Origin of the sequence: Duganella sp. P38 (assembly GCF_050859475.1) — a bacterium.
In the GTDB taxonomy this organism is placed as follows: domain Bacteria; phylum Pseudomonadota; class Gammaproteobacteria; order Burkholderiales; family Burkholderiaceae_D; genus Rugamonas.
Window position 1 is genome coordinate 3287988 of sequence record NZ_CP193936.1, and the last position, 18964, is coordinate 3306951.

The window sequence follows — 18964 nt, forward strand, 5'->3', positions numbered from 1 at the left end:
CGGCAGCGGGACGGGCGTTCATGCGTGGGCCTCCTTGCGCAGGAATGCTTCAAACATCAGCAGCGACCAGATCGGCGCGCTGTAGTCGCGCATGCCGGATTGATGCTGTTCGACCAGTTCGCGCAGATAGTGTTGGTTGAACATGCCGCTGTCGGCCAGCAGCGGACCGAGCAGCGAATCGCGCACGCGCTGGCGCAGCGGGCCGCGGAACCACGACGCCAGCGGCACCGAAAAGCCCATCTTGCGCCGGTACAGGATGTCGTGCGGCAGGTGCGGTTCCAGGCTTTTCTTGAAAATATACTTGCCCTCGCTGCCTTGCAGCTTCAGCGACGGCGGCAGGCCGGAAATCCATTCCACCAGCTGATGGTCCAGCAGCGGCACGCGCACTTCCAGCGCGTGCGCCATGCTGGCGCGGTCGACCTTGGTGAGGATGTCGCCCGGCAGATACGTCTTCAGGTCCAGGTATTGCAAGGTTGACAGCGGATCGCTGGCCGGCGCGTTGGCGGCGTGGCCGCGCATCACCTCGATGGCGCGGTAGCCTTGCAGGCCGCTGCGGAAACGGTCCGAGAACAGCTGGCCGCGCATGGCGTCGCTCATCAGCGACACGCCATGGAAATAGCCTTCGACCAGATCGCGCGACAGCGCCTCGAAGGTGGTCTTGGCGCGAAATACGCGTGGCGCCCAGTCGGCTTTCGGATACCAGCGGCCGAGCGTGCCGAACAACGGCCGGCGCAGGCCTTCCGGGATGCGGCCGCGCACCCGCTGCTCGGCCATGGCGTAGCGGTAGCGGCGGTAGCCGGCCAGGTTTTCATCGCCGCCGTCGCCGGACAGCGCCACCGTCACGCGCTGGCGCGCCAGCTGGCAGACGCGGTAGGTCGGAATGGCCGAGCTGTCGGCGAACGGCTCGTCATACAGGCCGGCCAGCGTATCGAGCAGGCCGTAGTCGTCCGGATCGACCTGTTCCATATGATGCGCGGTGCGGTGCTGCTGCGCCACCTGGGCGGCGTAGTCGGATTCGTCGAAATTCGGGTCCTTGAAGCCGATCGAGCAGGTATTCACCGGGCTATCGCTGAGGCCGGCCATCATGGCCACCACGGCGCTCGAATCGACGCCGCCGGACAGGAAGGCGCCCAGCGGCACGTCGGCCACCAGGCGGATGCGCACCGCCTCGCGCAGGCGCTCGATCAGCTCGTGCTGGACCTCGCCCTGGCTCATGCTGGCATGCGGCTGGAACGGCACGTCCCAGTAGCGCACCGGCTGCGCCGGCGGCGCGCCGACGCGCTGGGTCAGGATGTGGCCGGGCGACAGCTTCAACGCGCCGTCGTAGATGGTGCGCGGCTCCGGAATGTAGCCGTAGGCGAAGTAATCCTCGACCGCGCGCGGGTCGAGCTGGCGCGAAATGCCGGGCAACTGGCGCAACGCCTTCAGTTCGGAGCTGAAGGCGAGGAAGCCGTCGGTGGTGTGCGCGTAGTACAGCGGCTTGACGCCGAGCCGGTCGCGGCCGAGGAACATCAGTTGCTGGCGGCGGTCCCACAGGCCGAAGGCGAACATGCCGCGGAAGCGGTGCACGCACTGTTCGCCCCATTCTTCCCACGCGTGGACGATGACTTCAGTGTCGCAGCGGGTGCGGAACACATGGCCGGCCGCTTGCAGCTCGGTGCGCAGCTCGCGGAAATTGTAGATTTCGCCGTTGTAGCAGACCATGACGCTGCCGTCTTCATTGCCCAGCGGTTGCAGGCCGGAGGCGATGTCGATGACCGACAGGCGGCGGTGGCCGAAGCCGACGCCAGGTTCCAGGTACAGGTCGGCCTCGTCCGGACCGCGATGGTGCTGGGTCTCGTTCATACGCGACAACAGCTCGCGGTCGATGTCGCGCTTGCCGCGCACATCCAGCATGCCCACTATTCCGCACATGATTCGACCTGCCCTTTCAGTTTGAGTTTGCGTTTGCACAGTTCGTCGTACAGGCCTTGGTAGGCGGCCACCATGGCAGTCATCGCGTAGCGTTGCTGCACGCGGGCCCGTCCGGCGGCGCCGTGGGCGGCGGCCAGTTGCGGCTCGGCGGCGTAGCGTTCCAGTGCCGCCGACAGCGCCGCCGGGTCGTTCGGCGGCACCAGCGCGCCGCAGATGCCGTCGGCCACCACTTCCGGCACGCCGCCGACGTCGCTGCCGACCACCGGCACGGCGCTGGCCATGGCTTCCAACGCCGCTCCGGGCGTGCCTTCGGCTACCGATGGCAAGGCGAAGATGGCCAGGCCGCGCAGGATGTCGGCGACGTCGCTGCGGGCGCCGGGCAGCCAGGCGGCCGCGTCCAGGCCGGCTGCCTGCACGCGCGCGCGCAGTTGCGGCAGTTGCGGGCCGTCGCCGATGATGGCCAGGCGCAGCTTCGGCGCCAGGTCGGGCCGGCGCGCCGTCAAGGCGGCGAAAGCGTCCACCAGGCAGCCATGGTTCTTGACCGGCTCGACCCGGCCGACGCTGCCGATGACGATATGGCCGGGCCCGAAAATCTGTTCCAGCGGGCGGTTGCCGTCGTCGTGCGAGGCTGGGCGGTAACGTTCGGTGTCGATGCCATTGGGCAGCAGCGCGCTTTTATGCTGCGGTACGCCGATGACGTTGCGGTTCCACTGCTGCATTTCGGCGGAATTGGCGTAGCAGGTGTCGTAGAACGGCAGCATCAGGCGGCGCAGCAGGTTGTGCTTGCGGTTGCTGCCGGTCGGGTCGCCTGCGCTGCGGCCGTGGGCGCCGTTGATGCGCACCGGCACGCCGGCCAGCCAGGCCGCCGGGCCATATTCGATGGCCGACAGGTTGTAGCTGTGCAGAATGGTCGGGCGCAGCCGGCGCAGCAGGCGGTACAGCGCGGCGTGGGTGGCCAGCGCCAGGCCGGGCGGCTTGTGCAGCGCGTGCAGTTCGACGCCGGGGCGGCGGATGCGCTGGGCGAAGTCGGTGTGATCGGTCAGGCAGATGACGGCGTGGCGGTAGCTGGCGGGCGGCATGCGGTTGATGCGCTCGATCAGCAGGTTTTCCATGCCGCCGCAATCGAGCTTGTAAATCAGGTGAACCACCAGTGGCGCAGTCATGGCGTCGCTCCCGTTGCGCCGGCGCGACCGGCTGCGGGAGCCATCACGCCGCCGCCCGTCGTCTGGCCGGCGGCCGAGAGGGCCGCGTCTAGTGCAGCGGCGTTGGCGGCCAGGAAGTGGCGCAGTCCCGTGCGGGCGTCGTCCGGCTGGTCGTCGTAAGGCGCGTAGAGCATGACGGCGGCACCGTCGTCGTTGCCGGTGCGCAGCGTCTGCCAGACCTGCCGCAGTTTGCCGCGCGTGTCGCTGGTTTCGGTGTGGCCGTCAATCCAGTACCAGCTCCATACCAGCAGCTTGCCGCCGGGGCCAGTCAACACGGATTCACGCACATTCCGCTGGCCTGCGCCAACGCTGACACTGCGTACATCGCCCCCGGTCAGGTGCCAGGCGGACTGCACCATCGGTGTCAGCCGGTTGGTGGAGGAAATCAATTTGGCATGTTCGTCCTGATTGCGGTAATACAACACGGTCAGGCCGATGTTCTGGCCGTCTTGCAGATAGGCCTGGCGCAGGCTGGCCGCCGGCGTGGCCCACGCCGGTTGCCAGTCGGTAAACAGCGCCGCGCCCGGCGTAGCGGTAGACAGCGCCAGCGCCGCAGGCGCGGGACCATGCTGGCGCTGAAGTTGCCACGCATACGCCGGCCAGATGCCGATCGCCAGCAGCACACCGATGGCGATGGGCGCCAGCCGCGCGGGCGTGGGCCAAGCGGCCACATGCCCATCTCCAGGCTCGGCCGGGCTTGCCGGCGGCTGGCGCCAGCGGTTGCCGAGCCAGAACAACATCAGCATGACAAGACCAAAGAATACCCAGCCATATAACAGATGGTCGGCGCCGGTGGCGACAGTCATGTCGCTCATATGGCCGAGCATGACGATCATATAAGCGCGCAAGCCGTTGGCCAGCACCGGCACCAGCGCGGCGGCCAGCACGAACAGCGCGCGGCGGCGCCAGCTGGTATAGCTCAGGTAGGCGAACAGGCAGCCCAGCGTCAGCGAAGCGACCAGATAGCGCAGGCCGCTACAGGCTTCGACCACCGACCAGTCGCCGGTGGGCAGCGTGAAGTTGTTGCCCTCGTGGAGGACCGGCACGCCGCTCAGGCGCAGCGCGGCCACGGTGAATTCGGCAGTAAGGTGCATCAACGGTTCGATCAGGCTGTCGCCGACCGGGACGGCGAACAGCAGGAAGCACAGCGGGAAAGCCCATTGAGCGGCCATGCGGAGGCCGAGCACGGCAGCGGCGGTCAGCGGGATCATGGCGACGATCGCGTATTGCGCGGCAACCTGCACGCCAGCCAGGCGGGCCAGCAGCCACACCGCGCCACAGCCGGCCAGTGCCAGCAACGGCGGCCACCACGGGCGCGGCGACATCGTGGCCAGCACGGCGCGTTGTTGCCAGGCCAGCCACAGGCTGATCGGAACGATCAGGTAGCCGTGGGCGTAGGTGTCCGAACGCGCCCAGATGGCGACGATGGAGGCTGCGGTCGGCCAGTAGGCCAGCAACGGTGACAGCAGCAGCGCGGCCACCAGCAGCAGCGTAGCCGGGCGCGGCCCTGGACGGGCATCCGCCCCGCTGGCGTGCGGCGGATAAGCCAGGGCGGCGCGATTGACCATCATGCGCTCCTCGCCAGCGCATCGGGCTGTGCGGCGGCGGCCTGCTCTGCGCCGATGATACGCAGCGTCGCCTCGGCCGGCTCGGCGGTTAAGGTCTGCGGCGCGGTGGCGCTTCGGCCCTCCAGCAGTGCGGGAACGGCCTGCAGGTGCTGGTCCCAGCCGTAGCGGCGCAGCACCAGGTCACGGGCGGCGGCGCCGATGGCCGGATCGGGGCGCGCAGCGCGTCGAGGATGGCGGAAATGGTGGTGACGGCGTCCCCGGCCAGCAGCAGCTCGCGGCCGGGCACGGCGTCGATGCCCTCCAGCGCTTGCGGCGACACCAGCACCGGCCGCGCCATCGCCATCGCCTCCAGCACCTTGTTCTGGATGCCGCGCGCGATGCGCATCGGGGCGACGCACAGGGTTGCGTGCGCCACATACGGCCGCACATCAGGCACCGTGCCGGTCACGTGCACGCCCGGCAGTTCGGCCAGCTTTTGCACCGCCGCCGACGGCCGCGCGCCAACGATATAGAACAGCACGTCGCCGGCCGCCTGACGCACGGCCGGCAACACCTCCTGCGCGAACCAGGTGACGGCGTCCACATTCGGCCAGTAATCCATCGCTCCGGTAAAGACCAGCGCGCGCGCATCCGCCGCAAACGGCGACGGATAGCGGTGCGACGGCGAGAATTTGGCGGTATCCACGCCGTTGCTGTAGTGGCCGATGCGCGCCGCGCTCTCCGGCGCCAAGTCGCGGAACAACTGCGCCTCGGGCGAGGAAACGAACAGCGATGCATCGAAATCGCGCGCCACATCGCGTTCATACGCCAGCAGCAGGCGCGCCTCGCGCGCATACAGCCAGCGCGCGGCGCCGCGCCGGCCGGCCGCATATTGCCGCCACTTGTCCGAATCGACGTCAACGAAATCCATCACCCGCCGCGCCTGCGCGTAGCCGCTGACATACTGCGCCATGGGCGACGAATAGCACACCATCAGCCCGATCTGCTGCGCATCCACCGTGCGCGCTACCCACCCGGCCAGCGCCCGGTCGCTGTAATAGTCGACCGACAAGGCCCGGCCAGCCGCCAGCGCCCGCAGGCTGCGCACGCGCGCCTTCAGCGGCGACAGCGGCAAAGCCTTGACCTCGGCGCACAGGCCGCGCAACAGCGTCAGATGCTGCCAGTCGCGCTCATCGTCGACAAACGTGCCGAGATACACCTCGTAGCGTGTGCTAAGGTAGCGCAGCAGGTGGTAGGAACGGATTTTGTCACCCTTGTCCGGTGGATAAGGGATGCGATGCGTTAGCAGCAGCAACTTGTCCACGATATCAGCCCAGGTTCTTGACGATCAAAGGGCCGACCAGATTCGCCACCGGCAACGGCAAGCGCTGCCACAGGCGGATGAACAGCCGGTACTTGGGATTAAGCGGATTATTCTCCGGCACCGCCGGCGCCGCGTGCAATTGGTATTCATAGCCCAGCAGTTCCGGCTCGAAGCCCCAGTTCTTCTTGAAATCGAAGGCGCCGGTGCCCAGCTTGCTGCGGCCGAAGTCGAACAGGCGGCATCCGCGCGTGGCGCAATCCTGCATCAAGTCCCAGTACATGAAATCGTTGGCGGCCAGCGCGCGGGCGTCGTCGGTGCCGCCGCCGTAGTACGGCAACACCTGGTCGCGGAAGAAAAAGCTCATGACGGCGGCCACGGTTTTGCCCTCGTGGGTAATGACGCGCAGCTCGCAGTCGTCGCCGAACTCCTGCTTGAGCAAGGCGAAATAGCGGCGCGAAAACACCGGCGTCCCCAGGCGATGCACGCTGCTGGCGTAGGCATGATAGAAACGGCCGATGTCCTGGTCGATCTCGCCTTTCAGCCCGAACTTGATGCCTTTGCGGACCATGGCGCGCTGCTTGCGCGGAATGGCGTTCATATTCGCCTCGTTGTCGGCGACGATGGCCTTGCGGAAGGTCGCATACAGCGGCTTTACGTGCCAGGACGGATCGCCTGGATGGCTGGCCTGCACGCTGCGGTATTCCAGGTGCCCGACGCCCAGCTCGGCAGCCAGCGCCTGCGCGGCCTGGTCGAGCAGCGCGCGCGCGGCCGGCGTGGCAGCCGCTACGCCGCCATACACGCAGAATGGCAGCGCGCCCAGCCAGTCACCGAACAGCCGGCTCCTGACCCGGCACAGCGGCAACACGCCGACGATCGCGCCATCCTGCTCGACGTAGTAGAACCAGGTGCGGTGGCCCATGCCCTGCTCCAGCACGCGCTGCCAGCCGGCGCGGTGGAAAAAGGTCGCCTCCGGGCATTGCGCGACGAAGGCGTCCCAGCGCCGCTGGTCCTGCGCGTCCAGCAGCCGCAGCCGCAGCGCGGCCGTCGTGGCGGCGCGCGCGGTTTCCGGCGCCAGCGCCGTGCTCATGCGGCCTCCAGGAACAGGCGGTCCATGCGGTCCCAGGCGAAATCGCGCGTCAGCGCGCGAATCCGGTCTTCCATGCGACCCAGGTTGACGTAGTGGCGGAAGCGGGCTTTCCAGTGCAAGCCGCCGGGACGCGGCTGGTCCGGATCGATTTCCCACGGATGGAAATAGAAGATCGCCGGGCGCTGGTCCTGCCGGTTCACCTGGCGCATCATCCAGCGCGACATGGCGTACGGCATCAGGCGGAAATAGCCGCCGCCGCCGGCCGGCAGGTTGCGCCGCATCAGCCGCACGGTGGTGATCGGCACTTCCAGCAGCCCATCGGCGCCGTTCGGGTGGAAGGCGAAGCGCGGCGCATCGGGCATGCCGTAGTGGTCGTGGCGGATCGGATAGATGCTGGAGCTGTAGCGGTAGCCGGCCTCCTGCAGCGCGTCCAGCGCCCACAGGTTGGCCGGGCCGATGGAAAAGCTCGGCGCGCGGTAGCCCAGCACGCGGGTGCCGCTGATGTCTTCCAGTATCGCCTTGCTGGAAACTATGTCGTTGCTGAACTCGGCGCGGTCCTGGTCGGAGGCGCGCAGGTGGCTGTAGCCGTGGCTGGCCAGCTCGTGGCCGCCGGCGACGATGCGCCGCACCAGTTGCGGATAGCGCTCGGCGATCCAGCCCAGCGTGAAGAAGGTGCCGCGCGCCCCGCCCTGCTCCAGGATGGCCAGGATGCGCTCGACATTGGCCTCGACCCGGCATTCGCGCTCGGCCCAGCTGTCGCGCCCGATGTACGGCGCGAAGGCCGACACCTGGAAATAATCCTCGACGTCGATCGTCATGGCGTTGCGCAGCGCGTTCATGGCTGGTCCCCGGCGCGTTCCTGCAGCCAGCGCAGCAGGATGTGGGCGATGCGGCCGGCCGCCTGGCCATCCCAGAACAGCGGCACGCGGCCGGTCTTGCCGCCGCCGGCCAGCACCTTGTTGTAGGCCGCCATGATGGCCGACGGCTCGACGCCGGCGATGGTGTTGCTGCCCTGCTCCACCGTGATCGGCCGTTCGGTGTTCTCGCGCAGCGTAATGCACGGCACGCTCAGGGCCGTGGTTTCCTCCTGCACGCCGCCGGAGTCGGTCAGCACCACGCGCGCGCCGCGCATCAGGCCCAGCATTTCCAGGTAGCCCATCGGCGGCAGCGCCAGGATGCCCGGATGGTCGATCAGCGACTGCAGGCCGGCGCGCTCGATCATGGCGCGGGTGCGCGGATGCAGCGGGAACAGCAGCGGCGTGCGGTTGCCGATCAGGCGCGCCGTCTCCAGCAGGCTGCGCAGGATGGCCGGGTCGTCCACGTTGGCCGGGCGGTGCAGCGTCAGCAGCGCGTAGCCTTGTTCGTTGTCGGTGAAATGCGGGCGCCCGGCCAGCGCCGCCACCGTCGATGCCGGCACCGCGCGGTCCAGATTGGACAGCAGCGTGTCGATCATCACATTGCCGACGAAATGGATGCGGTCGCCCTCTATGCCTTCACGCAGCAACTGCTCGCGCGCCGAGCTTTCTGTGGTGAACAGCAGGTCCGACAGCTGATCGGTCAGCACCCGGTTGATTTCCTCGGGCATGGTGCGGTCATAGCTGCGCAGCCCGGCCTCGACGTGCACCACCGGGATGCCGCGCTTGCAGGCCACCAGCGCGCAGGCCAGCGTCGAATTGACGTCGCCGACCACCAGCACCGCGCTCGGTTTGACCTCGTCCATGGCCGGCTCGAAGCGGCGCATCACCTCGGCCGTCTGCTGGGCGTGGCTGCCGGAGCCGACTTCGAGGTTGATGTCCGGCGCGCGCATGCCCAGCGCCGAGAAATACTGGTGGTTCATCGCCACGTCGTAATGCTGGCCGGTGTGCAGCAGCACCGCCGACAGTTGCGGCGCCAGCGCATCGAAGGCGGCGATGATGGGCGCCATCTTCATGAAGTTCGGGCGCGCGCCCACCACGCACAGGATGCGGTGCGCCGCCGGGGAGGATGGATGGCTCATTCGATGTGGTCCAGATTGTTCAGGGTGGAGGGAGCGGCAACGATTTTCTTCAACACCTGCAACACCGACAGCACCGAGCGCTCGACCCGCAGCAGGCGCTCGTCGACGCTGGCAAAGGCATCGCCGCCGGCCTGGCTAGCGGAAGGCACGCCTTCGGCCGGGGCCTGGATGCCCTCGTCGGACGGCGCCAGCGCGCCTTCGGCGCGGATGTCGCGGATGGTGGCCTCGACGTCGGAGCCGTGAAAGGTGGTCAGCTGTTCCAGATAGCCCATCAGCATCAGCCGGTCGCACAGGTGATTGGTGGTGCGCGGGATGCCGCCGGCGTAGTCATAAATGGCGGCGTGGGCGGCGTCGGTGAAGCGCGGCGCGCCGCGCCAGTTGACGGTGCGCAGCCGGTGCTCGATGTAGGCGCGCGACTCCGGCGCCGTCAGCGGCCCCAGGTGGTAGGTGGCGATGACGCGCTGGCGCAACTGGCGCAGCTCCGGGCTGTGCAGCACATTGCGGAACTCCGGCTGGCCCAGCAAAAAGGTTTGCAGCAGGCACTGGTCGCGGCTGTGGAAGTTCGACAGCATGCGCAATTCCTCGACCGTGTGCGGGGTCAGGTTTTGCGCCTCGTCGACCACCAGCAGCGCCCGCTTGCCCTCGCGTTCGCACTGGTGCAGAAATTGTTCCAGGCGCAGCAGCAGCGCGCTCTTGTTGCCCTGCTCGGCCGGCTGGCCGAACGAGGCCAGCACCATGCGCAGCGTGTCCTCGGTGTTCAGGTAGGTATTGGTCAGCTGTGCCACCACGATCTTGTCGGCCGGCAGCCGCTCCAGCATGCTGCGCACCAGCGTGGTCTTGCCGGCGCCGATTTCCCCGGTGATGACGATGAAGCCCTCGCCCTGCGCCAGGCCGTAGTCGAGATACGACATGGCGCGCTTGTGGCCCTGGCTGCCGTAGAAGAAATGCGGGTCCGGCCGCAACTGGAAGGGCTTGGCGCTGAGGCCGTAATAATTCTCGTACATCGCCTCAGCTCCTCAAAAGCGTTGATTCAGATGAAATACAACAGCGTTTTCGCGGTAGCCGCCGACGCTGGCGCCGACTTGGCCGCGCTGGTGGCGCAGCTCGATATCGCCGCTGAGGCGGCGCCCCAACTGGTGCGTCAGGCCGATGCGGAACAGCCGGTTGGCGCTGGCCACGTCGTCGCTCAGCGAGCGGGCGCGCAGGTACGAGGCCGACAGGTTGAGCGCGCTGCGCGGCGTCAGGCGCAGATTCAGCGTGGCGGCGCCGCCCTGCTGGCGCGTGTTGTCATTGATGGTGCCGCCGAAGCCGCCCTGTAGCGCGCTGTCGGCCTGCACCTCGGACAAGGCGGTGCGGCGCGTGTCGTAAATGCTCAGAATGATCGCGCTGCGCGGCAGGTTCCAGGCGGTCGACAGCTGGAATTGCTTTTGCAGCACGTAGCGGTTGCTCATGTAGTTGATGCTGTCGGCCAGCGTCGGCGGCAAGCCGTTGGCGGCGATGAAGGCCTGCACCACCTGGCGCCGGGCCGCCTGGTCCGGCACGCTGGCGGCGAACATGCGGTCCAGCAAATCGGCGGTGGAGACGGCGGCCGGCAGCAGGAACTGGTCGCGCGTGGTGGTGATGTCGGTGGTGTAGCTGAGCTGTCCAGACCGTGCGCAGGCTGCGGTGGGCGGCGTTCAGGCTGTGGCTGTTGCCGAAATAGCGCTTGCCGAAGCTGGCCGCCAGGCTGGTGCGGCTGGTGGGTGTCCAGTTGAAGCCGAGCGACCACGATTTGCCGCCCGGCAGCTCGTTGAGCTGGGCTTCGTACTCATAGCGGTCATGGCCGGCGCTGGCCGTCAGCGCCAGCGCCGGCGACAGCCGCCAGCTGGTGCCGAGGTTGTACGTGGTGTTGGTGTAGCTGGGGCCGACGCCGGTGTCCAGTTCCTGGCGCGCGCCCTGCAAGCTCCAGGTCAGGCGGCCGCCGGCGGCACCGCCGGCAATGCTGGCCTGCAGCCGGTTGCTGTCGCTGTGGCCGAAGCCCTGCTGATCGGAGCTGACCGCGTCGTGGACATAATGCACTTCGGTCACCAGCGAGCCGCCCCAGCGGTGCACCGTAGGGACTGATGCGGTAGCTTTTCACGTGGGCGCGGTTGGTGGTGCTGTAGCCGCTGTCCGTGACCGGCTGGCCGAAGGCCGACACCGCCTGCTGGCTGTAGGCGCCGGCGGCGTCCAGATACAGCCAGTCGTTGATGGCCTCGGCGTGCAGGCTGCCCTGGAATTCCGAGTTGGCGCTTTGCGTGGCGCTCGGATCATCCTTCGAATAGCCGTACAGGTGACCCTGATAGCTAGCGTCGAAGCGCAGCCGTGGCGTCTGGTCGCTGACGCTGACGCGCGGCGCCAGCTCGGCGATCCACAGCGAGCGCTGCTCTCCTTCCGGCGCCAGGTTGACGTTGTCGGTATAGGTGGCGCGCGTTTCCACGGCGGTTTCGACCTTGACTGCGGCGTGCGCCCACGGCGCCGCCAGCGCCAGCAGCATGGCCGCAGGCAGCGGCCGCAGGACTGGACGCCAGGCTGGCCCGCGCGCGCCGCGCTCAGGCCTGGCCATTGTGGTAGTTGTATTTATATTGGTAGTCATAGGCGGCCGTGCCGGGGAACTCGCGGGTCTTGTTGTACACCAGGTTGACGTTGTGCAAGCCTTCCAGCTGGCGCAGCGATTCGCGCACGGCGTGCTGACTGGTCACCTCGGCCTCCACCACCACCACGATCTGGCCCATGTGGGCGGCCAGCACGTGGGCTTCGGTGGTGATCAGCAGCGGCGGCGAGTCGAAAATGATGATGCGGTCCGAATAGCGGTGCGCCATTTCATGCAGCAGATTGGCCATCGCGTGGCTGGCCAGCAGTTCGGTGGCGCGGGCGTTGCCGGTGCCGGCCGGCAGTACCGTCAGGCCGTCGATATTGGTGTGCAGCATGACGTCCGCCATGTCGACCTGGTCGTCCAGCAGCAGGTCCATCAGGCCGCGCTGGGACGGCAGGCCCAGGGTGCGCAGCACCGACGGGCGCGCGACGTCGGCGTCGACCAGCAGCACGGTGTGGTCCAGTTCCATGGCGATGCTCATCGCCAGGTTGATCGAGCAAAAGGTCTTGCCTTCGCCCGGCAGCGAACTGGTCAGCATGATCAGGTTGCCCGGCTGGACGCCCTTGGTGTTGGCGCCGAAGGCGCGCTTGATCAGCGGGCGCTTGATGGTGCGCACCTCTTCCATCAGTGGCGTGCGGTTGCCGGGCGTGATGAAGCCCATCGCGTGCATGCGCTCCTCGTCCAGCTCGACGCGGCGGCCGTTGCGCAGCGTGGCGGGCGCTGTCGAGGCGCGCGCCGGCTCGGCCGCGTGGCGCGCTGCGCGCTCGCCGTTGTTGCCGTGCTCGTTGCCGCGATGGCGTTCGGCCGGCGCTGCGGCGCGGGGGCGTCGGGCCTGTCGACGCTGGCGTGGGCCAGGCGCTCCTCGCCGTGCGCGTTGAGGTGCGTATCGGCATGGGGGCGGCGCGGCCGGGGGCTTGCGCGTCGGCTGGCGCCACGGCCGTTTCGACCCGCTGCTGGCGCTCCTCTTCCAGTTCCTGCAACATGCGGCTGGTGGCCCGTTCGATTATGCTCACGATGAGACTCCTGATTCAGATTCAGTGGCCGCCGGCCCACAGGGCCGAGGCCATCACCAAGCCATAGCTGCCGAAGAACAAGGACAGCGCCACGCTGAAGGCATACAGCCGGCGGCGCCGCTTGATGCGCTGCGGCTCGGTCCAGTTCATCGAGATGCCGCCCAGCACCGGAATGCCGGTCGCTTCACGCAGCGCGCGCTGGCTGACGAAGGTCGGACGGATCTGGCTCAACAACAACGCCACGCCAAGGCCGGCGGCCAGCGCGCCAACAAACACCAGGCTGGCCAGGCGCGGCCGGTTCGGGCCGGCCGGCGTCGACGGCACGCTTGGCGGATCGATCACGCGGATGGTCATGATGTCGCTCGCCGAGCTGAGGTCGCCGGACAGCCGCGCCGCCTCGCGCCGTTCCACCAGCTTGGTGTAATTCTCCTTGTTGATCTGGTAGTCGCGATTGAGCTGCGCCAATTCCGCCTCGACTTCCGGCGCCGCGTTGCTCAGGCTGCGCAGCGTCGCCAGCCGGTTGCTGTATTCGCGCACCCGCGCCTGCAATGCCGCCAGCCGCGCCTCCTCGACCGACAGCGCCACCGTCATCTGCTGCATCATCGGGCTGAAACTGGCGGTGCGGACTTTTTCTTTGCTTCTTCGCGCTTGCGCGCCTGTAACTGTTCGATCAGGCGCTTGGCCGACAGGATGTCCGGATGTTCCTCGGTGTACTGCATGCGCAGCTGGTCGAGATTTTTTTCCAGCGACTGGATGCGGGCGTCCAGCTCGGGATTGCCTTCGTCCTCGGCGGCGGCGCCCGCCACCGGCGCCAGTTCCTCGCCAGCGATCTGGCGCTTGATGGCGTTGCGCGACTGCTCGGCTTCCAGCGCGGCCAGGCGCGCCTGGTTGAGTTCCTCGGTCAGCTCGGCCAGCTTGCCGGCGTAATCGCCGCCCTGGCGCGGCATCAGGCCCATGTTGCGGATCTTGAAGTCTTTCAGCGCGCTTTCGCCGGCCGCCAGCTTGGCTTCATACGACTTGATCTGTTCCTCGATGAACTGCACCGCTTTTTCAGAATCGAGCTTTTTGCCGCCGACGCTGCCTTCGACAAAGATGGTCAGCAGCGACTGCACCACGTCCTTGCCCAGCTTGGGATTCGGATTACTGTAGGAAATCGTATAGATATCATCGCGGTCGGTGCCGCCGATGCGGATTTGCGAGCCGAGTTCGTCGATCAGCTGCTCGCGGTCCTGGTCGCCATGCGACTTGATGTCGAGGTCGACCATGCGGATCACTTTTTCCAGGTTCGGCCGGCTGATCAGCGTGCGCCGCATGAACGTCACCTGCTGCTCGACATTGGGCATGGTGGTCATGCCGGCCATCAGCGGCTTCAGGATGCCCTGGGTGTCGACGTACACCCGCGCCGAGGCCTGGTAATCGTCCGGCAGGCGGTACACGACGGCCCAACCCGTCAATGCCACGACCCAGCCCACAGCTACCGCATACCAGCGGTATTTGCCGATGGCCTTCAAAAAGGTCAGCAGCAATGCACTCAGTTCCGCCATCATCACCTCAGCTGAGACCGGCTCTGGAAGCTAGCCGACCAATTATCAAAACGGCATTTACCAAGGGCAATCATACAATAAAATTTTGCTATCTTCTTGCATATTTTTACATTATTTTTTAAGCTCGTTGCATTTAGTGAACACTGACTTTTATCGCTGAACTTTTCCATTCAAAAGGAGCGTGCCCGTCATGAATGCCCTGTTCTCCTGCCTGTTGCTGGGCGCCCTCCTGGGCCTGGCGCGGCCCGCCGCGGCCGGCCTGCCCGACACCGTGGCGATGGTCAAACCGGCGGTGGTGGCGATCGGCAGCCACCTGCCGACGCGCAGTCCCGCCATCGCCTACAGCGGCACCGGCTGGGTCACCGGCGACGGCCTCAGCGTCATCACCAGCGCCCATGTCTGGCCGCAGGCGCCGGATCTGGCGCGCCAGGAAAGCTGGGGCATCGTGGTCGAGGAGCGGGGCGTGGTGCGCTTCCGCCCGGCGACGCTGGCGGCGCGCGACAGCGAGCACGATCTCGTGCATCTGCGGCTCGACGGCGCCCCGCTGCCGGCGCTGACGCTGGGCGATTCCGGCGCGCTGCGCGAGGGCCAGGACCTGGCGTTCACCGGCTTCCCGCTCGGCATGGTGCTGGGACTGCGCCCGGCCACGCACCGGGCCACGCTGGCGGCCATCACGCCGCTGGTGGCGCCGGCCGTGTCGCCGCGCCAGCTTGACGCGCGCGCCGTGCAGCAGCTGCAAAAAGCGCCGGTCACCGTGTTGCAGCTGGACGGCACCGCCTATCCCGGTAACAGCGGCAGTCCGTTGTATGACCCCGACACCGGCGCCGTGCTCGGCGTCATCAGCATGGTGTACGTGCAAGGCCTGAAGGAAAACGCCATCAGCCATCCGAGCGGCATCAGCTACGCGATTCCTTCCAGCTATGTGCGGGCGTTGTTGCAACAACGAAGCCGTTGAGAAAAGCCATTTTCGGACTTGCCATGATTAAAAAGTCATGCAAAAATGAAAATAGAGTTGTTTTATTTTCGGCCAGCGCGCCGCCTGTTTAAGGACCTTCGAGATGCTTACTACCAGCCCCCGTTTTTCGTCCTCCTGGCGCGTTGGCGCCCTGCTGTCGCTGGCCGCCGCGCTGCTGCTGGGCGGCTGCGCCAGCACGCCGGCGTCGGCGCCGCCGTCGGCCAGCGTGGCGCAGCAGGATTACCTGATCGGGCCGGGCGACAACATCAGCATCAATGTCTGGCGCAACCCGGAGGTGTCGCAATCGGTGCCGGTGCGCCCGGACGGCAAGATCACCGCGCCGCTGGTCGAAGACCTGGAAGCCAGCGGCAAAACGCCGACCCAGCTGGCGCGCGATATCGAGCGCGCGCTGTCGAAATACATCCAGCAGCCGGTGGTGACGGTGATCGTGACCGGCTTCACCGGCACCTACGGCGAACAGATCCGCGTGATCGGCCAGGCCGCCAAGCCGCAGGCGCTGCCGTACCGGCGCGACATGTCGCTGATGGACGTGCTGATCGCCGTCGGCGGCGTCACCGAATTTGCCGCCGGCAACCGCGCAGCCATCGTCCGCACGGTCGATGGCAAGCAGCAAAAGTTCGTCGTCCGCCTGAACGACCTGATCAAGGAAGGCGATATCTCGGCCAACGTCCCGATGCGTCCGGGCGATGTGCTGATCATCCCGGAAAGTTTCTTTTAAACACGGCGTGAGTGTCGATTTTTTTACACTTTCATTTTGCGTGATCATAGGTTCTTCAGTAAGCCTTTGATTTAACGCAAACTAGTATCACGCTACAGCGACAGGCACGAGAATTGCTCACGACTAGGCAAGCGCAATAAACAACCATGAGGATGGGACGACGTGGCTAAGCAAACGCAAGACGAACAACGCGGTCAGCCGGCGCAGCCGAGCCGGCGGCGTTTCGGCCGCGCCAGCGTGGCCGGCGGCGTCATACTCACCCTCAAGAGCCAGTCCGGCATGGCCGGCGGGGTGTGCAAGTCGCCCTCGGCCGCGCTGTCGGGCGGCTTGAGCAGCCATCAGCCGGTGAAAGCGCCTGTGTGCCAGGGCCGCGGCCCCGAATACTGGCGCACCATCGGCGCCGCCGCCTGCGGCAACGGCACCACCTTTGGCATGGTGTTCCGCTGCAACGCGCGCTTGCAGATCTATGGCCGCAGCCTGCTGCTCACCATGCTCAGTCCGCAGAGATTCGATCCGGACCGGGTTGGCATGTACCTGGCGGCCGCCTACCTGAACGCCGTCAACAACCGCACCTCTTTTCTCAAGGTGCCGGCGGTGTACGCCATCTGGAACGAATGGCAGGCCACCGGCGGCAATGCCGGCGGCTATTACACGCCGATCGCCGGCAGCAAGCCGTGGAACTCGCGCCAGATTGTGTCCTACCTCGCCGGCACCATGACATGAGCATGGTGCGCCTGCTTTCCGTGGGCCTGCCATGTGGCGCGTGAGCGGCGGCCAGCAGTTGCGGCACCGCGTGTGGGCGCCCGAGTGCGTGCTGTATAACGACCTGTCGGGCGACACCCACGTGCTGGGCGCGGACGCGCTGGCCTTGCTGCTGCAACTGCGGGCCTGCCCGGCCAGCGAGGCCGACCTGGCGCGCCTGCTCGGCTATGGCGACGACGATGCGGCGCTGGCTGCGCTGCTGGCCCAGCTCGAAAACCTCAGCCTGGTCGAACGCGCATGTTGACGGTCGGCCAGCTGACCGCGCCGCAGCTGCGCCAGCGCATGGCCGGCGACGGCCTCTACCTGCGCACCGGCGCCTTCGTGACCTGCTTGCGCAGCAATATTCCGCAGGTGGTGCGCGCCATCGCCCTGATGTATCCCGATTACCCGCTGGCCAACGACGACGGCTACGCCGACTTCCATCTGCGCATGGTGCGGCCGTTCGGCTGGCGCCGCTGGTTCCGGCCCCAGGTGCAGTTGCTGTACGACGGCCAGCCGCCGTTCAAGCCGCTGCCGCTGGCGCAGGCCTACCCAATGTTCGAGTGGGGCTTGAACTGGTGCGTGGCCAGCCGCGCCCACAACTATTTGCTGCTGCACGCGGCGGTGGTCGAGCGCAACGGCCGCGCGGCCATCCTGCCGGCGCCGCCCGGCTCGGGCAAGAGCACGCTGTGCGCGGCGCTGGTCCACCGTGGCTGGCGGCTGCTGTCGGACGAGCTGACACTGCTGCGCCTTAGCGACGGCCTGATCATGCCGATGCCGCGGCCGATCAGCCTGAAAAACGGTTCGATCGAGCTGCTGCGCGCGATCCTGCCCTCCTCCACGTTCACGCCGGTGGTGCGCGACACCAGCAAGGGGGCGGTGGCGCACCTGCGCGCGCCGGCCGACAGCATCGCCCGCCACAACGAGCCGGCGCGGCCGGCATGGATCGTGTTCCCGCGCTACGAGGCCGGCCGGCCGGCGACGCTGGAGGCGCTGCCCAAGGCGCGCGCGCACCTCGAGGTGGCCGAGAATTCCTTCAACTACAGCCTGCTGGCGGCCGCCGGCTTCGAGGCGCTGGCGCAGCTGATCGCGCACAGCGACTGCTACCGCTTCACCTACAGCCGCACCGACGACGCGCTGGCCACCTTCAACGCGCTGGAGGCGCCGCCATGAGGCCGGCGCTGCTGGACGTGCTGCGCCAGCCGGCGGCGCTGGCCGCCTGCACGCTGGCCGAGGCCGACCTGGTGCTGCGCCAGGCCGAGAGCGCCGGGCTGCTGGCGACGCTGCACGCGCGCTGCGCCGCCGCCGGCCTGTTGCCGCGGCTGGCGGCGCCGGTGCACGCGCGGCTGGAATCGGCGTGGCGCCAGGCCGAGCGGCACAGCCAGGCGGTGCGCTGGGAAGTGCGGCAGATCCGCGCCGCGCTGGCCGGGCTGGAGGTGCCGCTGATCCTGCTCAAGGGCGCGGCGTATTCGATGGCGGGGCTGCAGGCGGCCGAGGGCCGGCTGTTTTCCGACATCGACATCCTGGTGCCGAAGGCGCGGCTGGCCGACGTCGAAGCGGCGCTGATGCTGCACGGCTGGGCCGACGTCGGCCATGACGAGTACGACCAGCAATACTACCGCCGCTGGATGCACGAGCTGCCGCCGCTGCGCCACATCTGGCGCGACACCGTGATCGACGTCCACCACGCCATCCTGCCGGAAACGGCGGCGGCGCGGCCCGACGCCGCCGCGCTGCGGCGCGAGGCCCGGGTGCTCCCCGGCTGGGAGGCGCAGGGGCCGCTGCCGGCGCTGCTGGTGCTGGCGCCGAACGACATGGTGCTGCACAGCGCCACGCACCTGCTGTACGAAAGCGAATTCGGCCACGGCCTGCGCGGCCTGGTCGACCTCGACCGGCTGCTGCACCAGCACGCCGCCGAACCGGGCTTCTGGCCGGCGCTGACGGCGCGCGCGCGCCAGCTGCAACTGGGGCGGCCGCTGTTCTACGCGCTGCGCCGGGCAGCGCGCCTGCTGGGCACGCCGGTGCCGGCGTCCGCGTTCGCCGAGCTGGAGCGGCCGGCCGCGCCGCTGCTGGCCGTCATGGATCAATTGCTGGGACGCGCCCTGCTGCCGCAGCACGCCAGCAGCGGCGGCGCGCTGCACGCGCTGTCGCGGCAGCTGCTTTACCTGCGCGGCAACTGGCTGCGCATGCCGCCGTGGCTGCTGGCGCGGCACCTGTGCCACAAGGCGGTGTTGACGCCGCTGCAGGCGGCACGCGCGCGCAGCCAGTGAGGCGGGCGCCTGCTACAA

The 18964-nt window shown here is 67.8% G+C and carries 18 protein-coding genes and 1 pseudogene; 6 read left to right on the forward strand and 13 right to left on the reverse strand.

The window, feature by feature from the left end:
• Positions 1 to 18: 18 nt before the first annotated feature.
• From ACRQ5J_RS15280 to ACRQ5J_RS15340, 13 genes and pseudogenes are all read right to left on the reverse strand, one after another.
• Positions 19 to 1914: an XrtA/PEP-CTERM system amidotransferase gene (locus ACRQ5J_RS15280; RefSeq protein WP_432377739.1), complete on the reverse strand. Its 1896-nt coding sequence runs from the start codon at positions 1912 to 1914 to the stop codon at positions 19 to 21.
• Positions 1902 to 3077, reverse strand: a complete 1176-nt coding sequence (locus ACRQ5J_RS15285; protein WP_432377740.1) for a TIGR03088 family PEP-CTERM/XrtA system glycosyltransferase — start codon at positions 3075 to 3077, stop codon at positions 1902 to 1904. Before ACRQ5J_RS15285 ends, ACRQ5J_RS15280 begins: the two co-directional genes overlap by 13 nt.
• Positions 3074 to 4684, reverse strand: a complete 1611-nt coding sequence (gene xrtA / locus ACRQ5J_RS15290) for an exosortase A (RefSeq protein WP_432377741.1) — start codon at positions 4682 to 4684, stop codon at positions 3074 to 3076. The genes ACRQ5J_RS15285 and xrtA overlap by 4 nt, the downstream gene beginning before the upstream one ends.
• Before the next feature lie 88 nt (positions 4685 to 4772).
• Positions 4773 to 5987, reverse strand: a complete 1215-nt coding sequence (locus tag ACRQ5J_RS15295) for a TIGR03087 family PEP-CTERM/XrtA system glycosyltransferase (RefSeq protein WP_432377742.1) — start codon at positions 5985 to 5987, stop codon at positions 4773 to 4775.
• Positions 5988 to 5991: 4 nt separating this feature from the next.
• Entirely contained in the window at positions 5992 to 7074 is a 1083-nt protein-coding gene (locus ACRQ5J_RS15300; RefSeq protein ID WP_432377743.1) for a FemAB family XrtA/PEP-CTERM system-associated protein, read from the reverse strand.
• Positions 7071 to 7913, reverse strand: a complete 843-nt coding sequence (locus ACRQ5J_RS15305) for an XrtA system polysaccharide deacetylase (protein ID WP_432377744.1) — start codon at positions 7911 to 7913, stop codon at positions 7071 to 7073. The genes ACRQ5J_RS15300 and ACRQ5J_RS15305 overlap by 4 nt, the downstream gene beginning before the upstream one ends.
• Positions 7910 to 9070, reverse strand: a complete 1161-nt coding sequence (wecB, locus tag ACRQ5J_RS15310) for a non-hydrolyzing UDP-N-acetylglucosamine 2-epimerase (RefSeq protein ID WP_432377745.1) — start codon at positions 9068 to 9070, stop codon at positions 7910 to 7912. The genes ACRQ5J_RS15305 and wecB overlap by 4 nt, the downstream gene beginning before the upstream one ends.
• On the reverse strand, positions 9067 to 10074 hold the full coding sequence (locus ACRQ5J_RS15315; protein ID WP_432377746.1) for an XrtA/PEP-CTERM system-associated ATPase: 1008 nt from the start codon (positions 10072 to 10074) through the stop codon (positions 9067 to 9069). Before ACRQ5J_RS15315 ends, wecB begins: the two co-directional genes overlap by 4 nt.
• A gap of 12 nt (positions 10075 to 10086) precedes the next feature.
• A complete protein-coding gene (locus tag ACRQ5J_RS15320; RefSeq protein ID WP_432383660.1) occupies positions 10087 to 10692 on the reverse strand; it encodes a hypothetical protein in 606 nt (201 codons plus the stop codon).
• Between the two features lie 55 nt (positions 10693 to 10747).
• A pseudogene (locus tag ACRQ5J_RS15325) lies at positions 10748 to 11161 on the reverse strand (TIGR03016 family PEP-CTERM system-associated outer membrane protein); the annotation flags it as partial.
• A 479-nt stretch (positions 11162 to 11640) separates the two neighbouring features.
• A complete protein-coding gene (locus tag ACRQ5J_RS15330; RefSeq protein WP_432377747.1) occupies positions 11641 to 12354 on the reverse strand; it encodes an XrtA-associated tyrosine autokinase in 714 nt (237 codons plus the stop codon).
• A 364-nt stretch (positions 12355 to 12718) separates the two neighbouring features.
• Positions 12719 to 13300, reverse strand: coding sequence for a GNVR domain-containing protein (locus ACRQ5J_RS15335; RefSeq protein WP_432377748.1), 582 nt, complete (start codon positions 13298 to 13300; stop codon positions 12719 to 12721).
• Positions 13297 to 14241, reverse strand: coding sequence for an XrtA system polysaccharide chain length determinant (locus tag ACRQ5J_RS15340; protein WP_432377749.1), 945 nt, complete (start codon positions 14239 to 14241; stop codon positions 13297 to 13299). Before ACRQ5J_RS15340 ends, ACRQ5J_RS15335 begins: the two co-directional genes overlap by 4 nt.
• A 190-nt stretch (positions 14242 to 14431) precedes the next feature.
• On the opposite strand from ACRQ5J_RS15340, the gene ACRQ5J_RS15345 reads away from it, so the two are divergent.
• The 6 genes from ACRQ5J_RS15345 (at position 14432) to ACRQ5J_RS15370 (ending at position 18946) form a co-directional block, all read left to right on the forward strand.
• Positions 14432 to 15196: a S1 family peptidase gene (locus ACRQ5J_RS15345; RefSeq protein ID WP_432377750.1), complete on the forward strand. Its 765-nt coding sequence runs from the start codon at positions 14432 to 14434 to the stop codon at positions 15194 to 15196.
• A 103-nt stretch (positions 15197 to 15299) separates the two neighbouring features.
• Entirely contained in the window at positions 15300 to 15935 is a 636-nt protein-coding gene (locus ACRQ5J_RS15350) for an XrtA/PEP-CTERM system exopolysaccharide export protein (protein WP_432377751.1), read from the forward strand.
• Positions 15936 to 16097: 162 nt separating this feature from the next.
• On the forward strand, positions 16098 to 16658 hold the full coding sequence (locus ACRQ5J_RS15355; protein WP_432377752.1) for a hypothetical protein: 561 nt from the start codon (positions 16098 to 16100) through the stop codon (positions 16656 to 16658).
• A gap of 31 nt (positions 16659 to 16689) precedes the next feature.
• On the forward strand, positions 16690 to 16941 hold the full coding sequence (locus tag ACRQ5J_RS15360) for an HPr-rel-A system PqqD family peptide chaperone (protein ID WP_432377753.1): 252 nt from the start codon (positions 16690 to 16692) through the stop codon (positions 16939 to 16941).
• On the forward strand, positions 16935 to 17849 hold the full coding sequence (locus ACRQ5J_RS15365) for an HprK-related kinase A (RefSeq protein ID WP_432377754.1): 915 nt from the start codon (positions 16935 to 16937) through the stop codon (positions 17847 to 17849). The genes ACRQ5J_RS15360 and ACRQ5J_RS15365 overlap by 7 nt, the downstream gene beginning before the upstream one ends.
• The gene (locus ACRQ5J_RS15370; RefSeq protein WP_432377755.1) at positions 17846 to 18946 is read left to right on the forward strand and encodes a nucleotidyltransferase domain-containing protein; all 1101 of its coding nucleotides are present in this window, start codon (positions 17846 to 17848) and stop codon (positions 18944 to 18946) included. The genes ACRQ5J_RS15365 and ACRQ5J_RS15370 overlap by 4 nt, the downstream gene beginning before the upstream one ends.
• Positions 18947 to 18964: the final 18 nt, after the last annotated feature.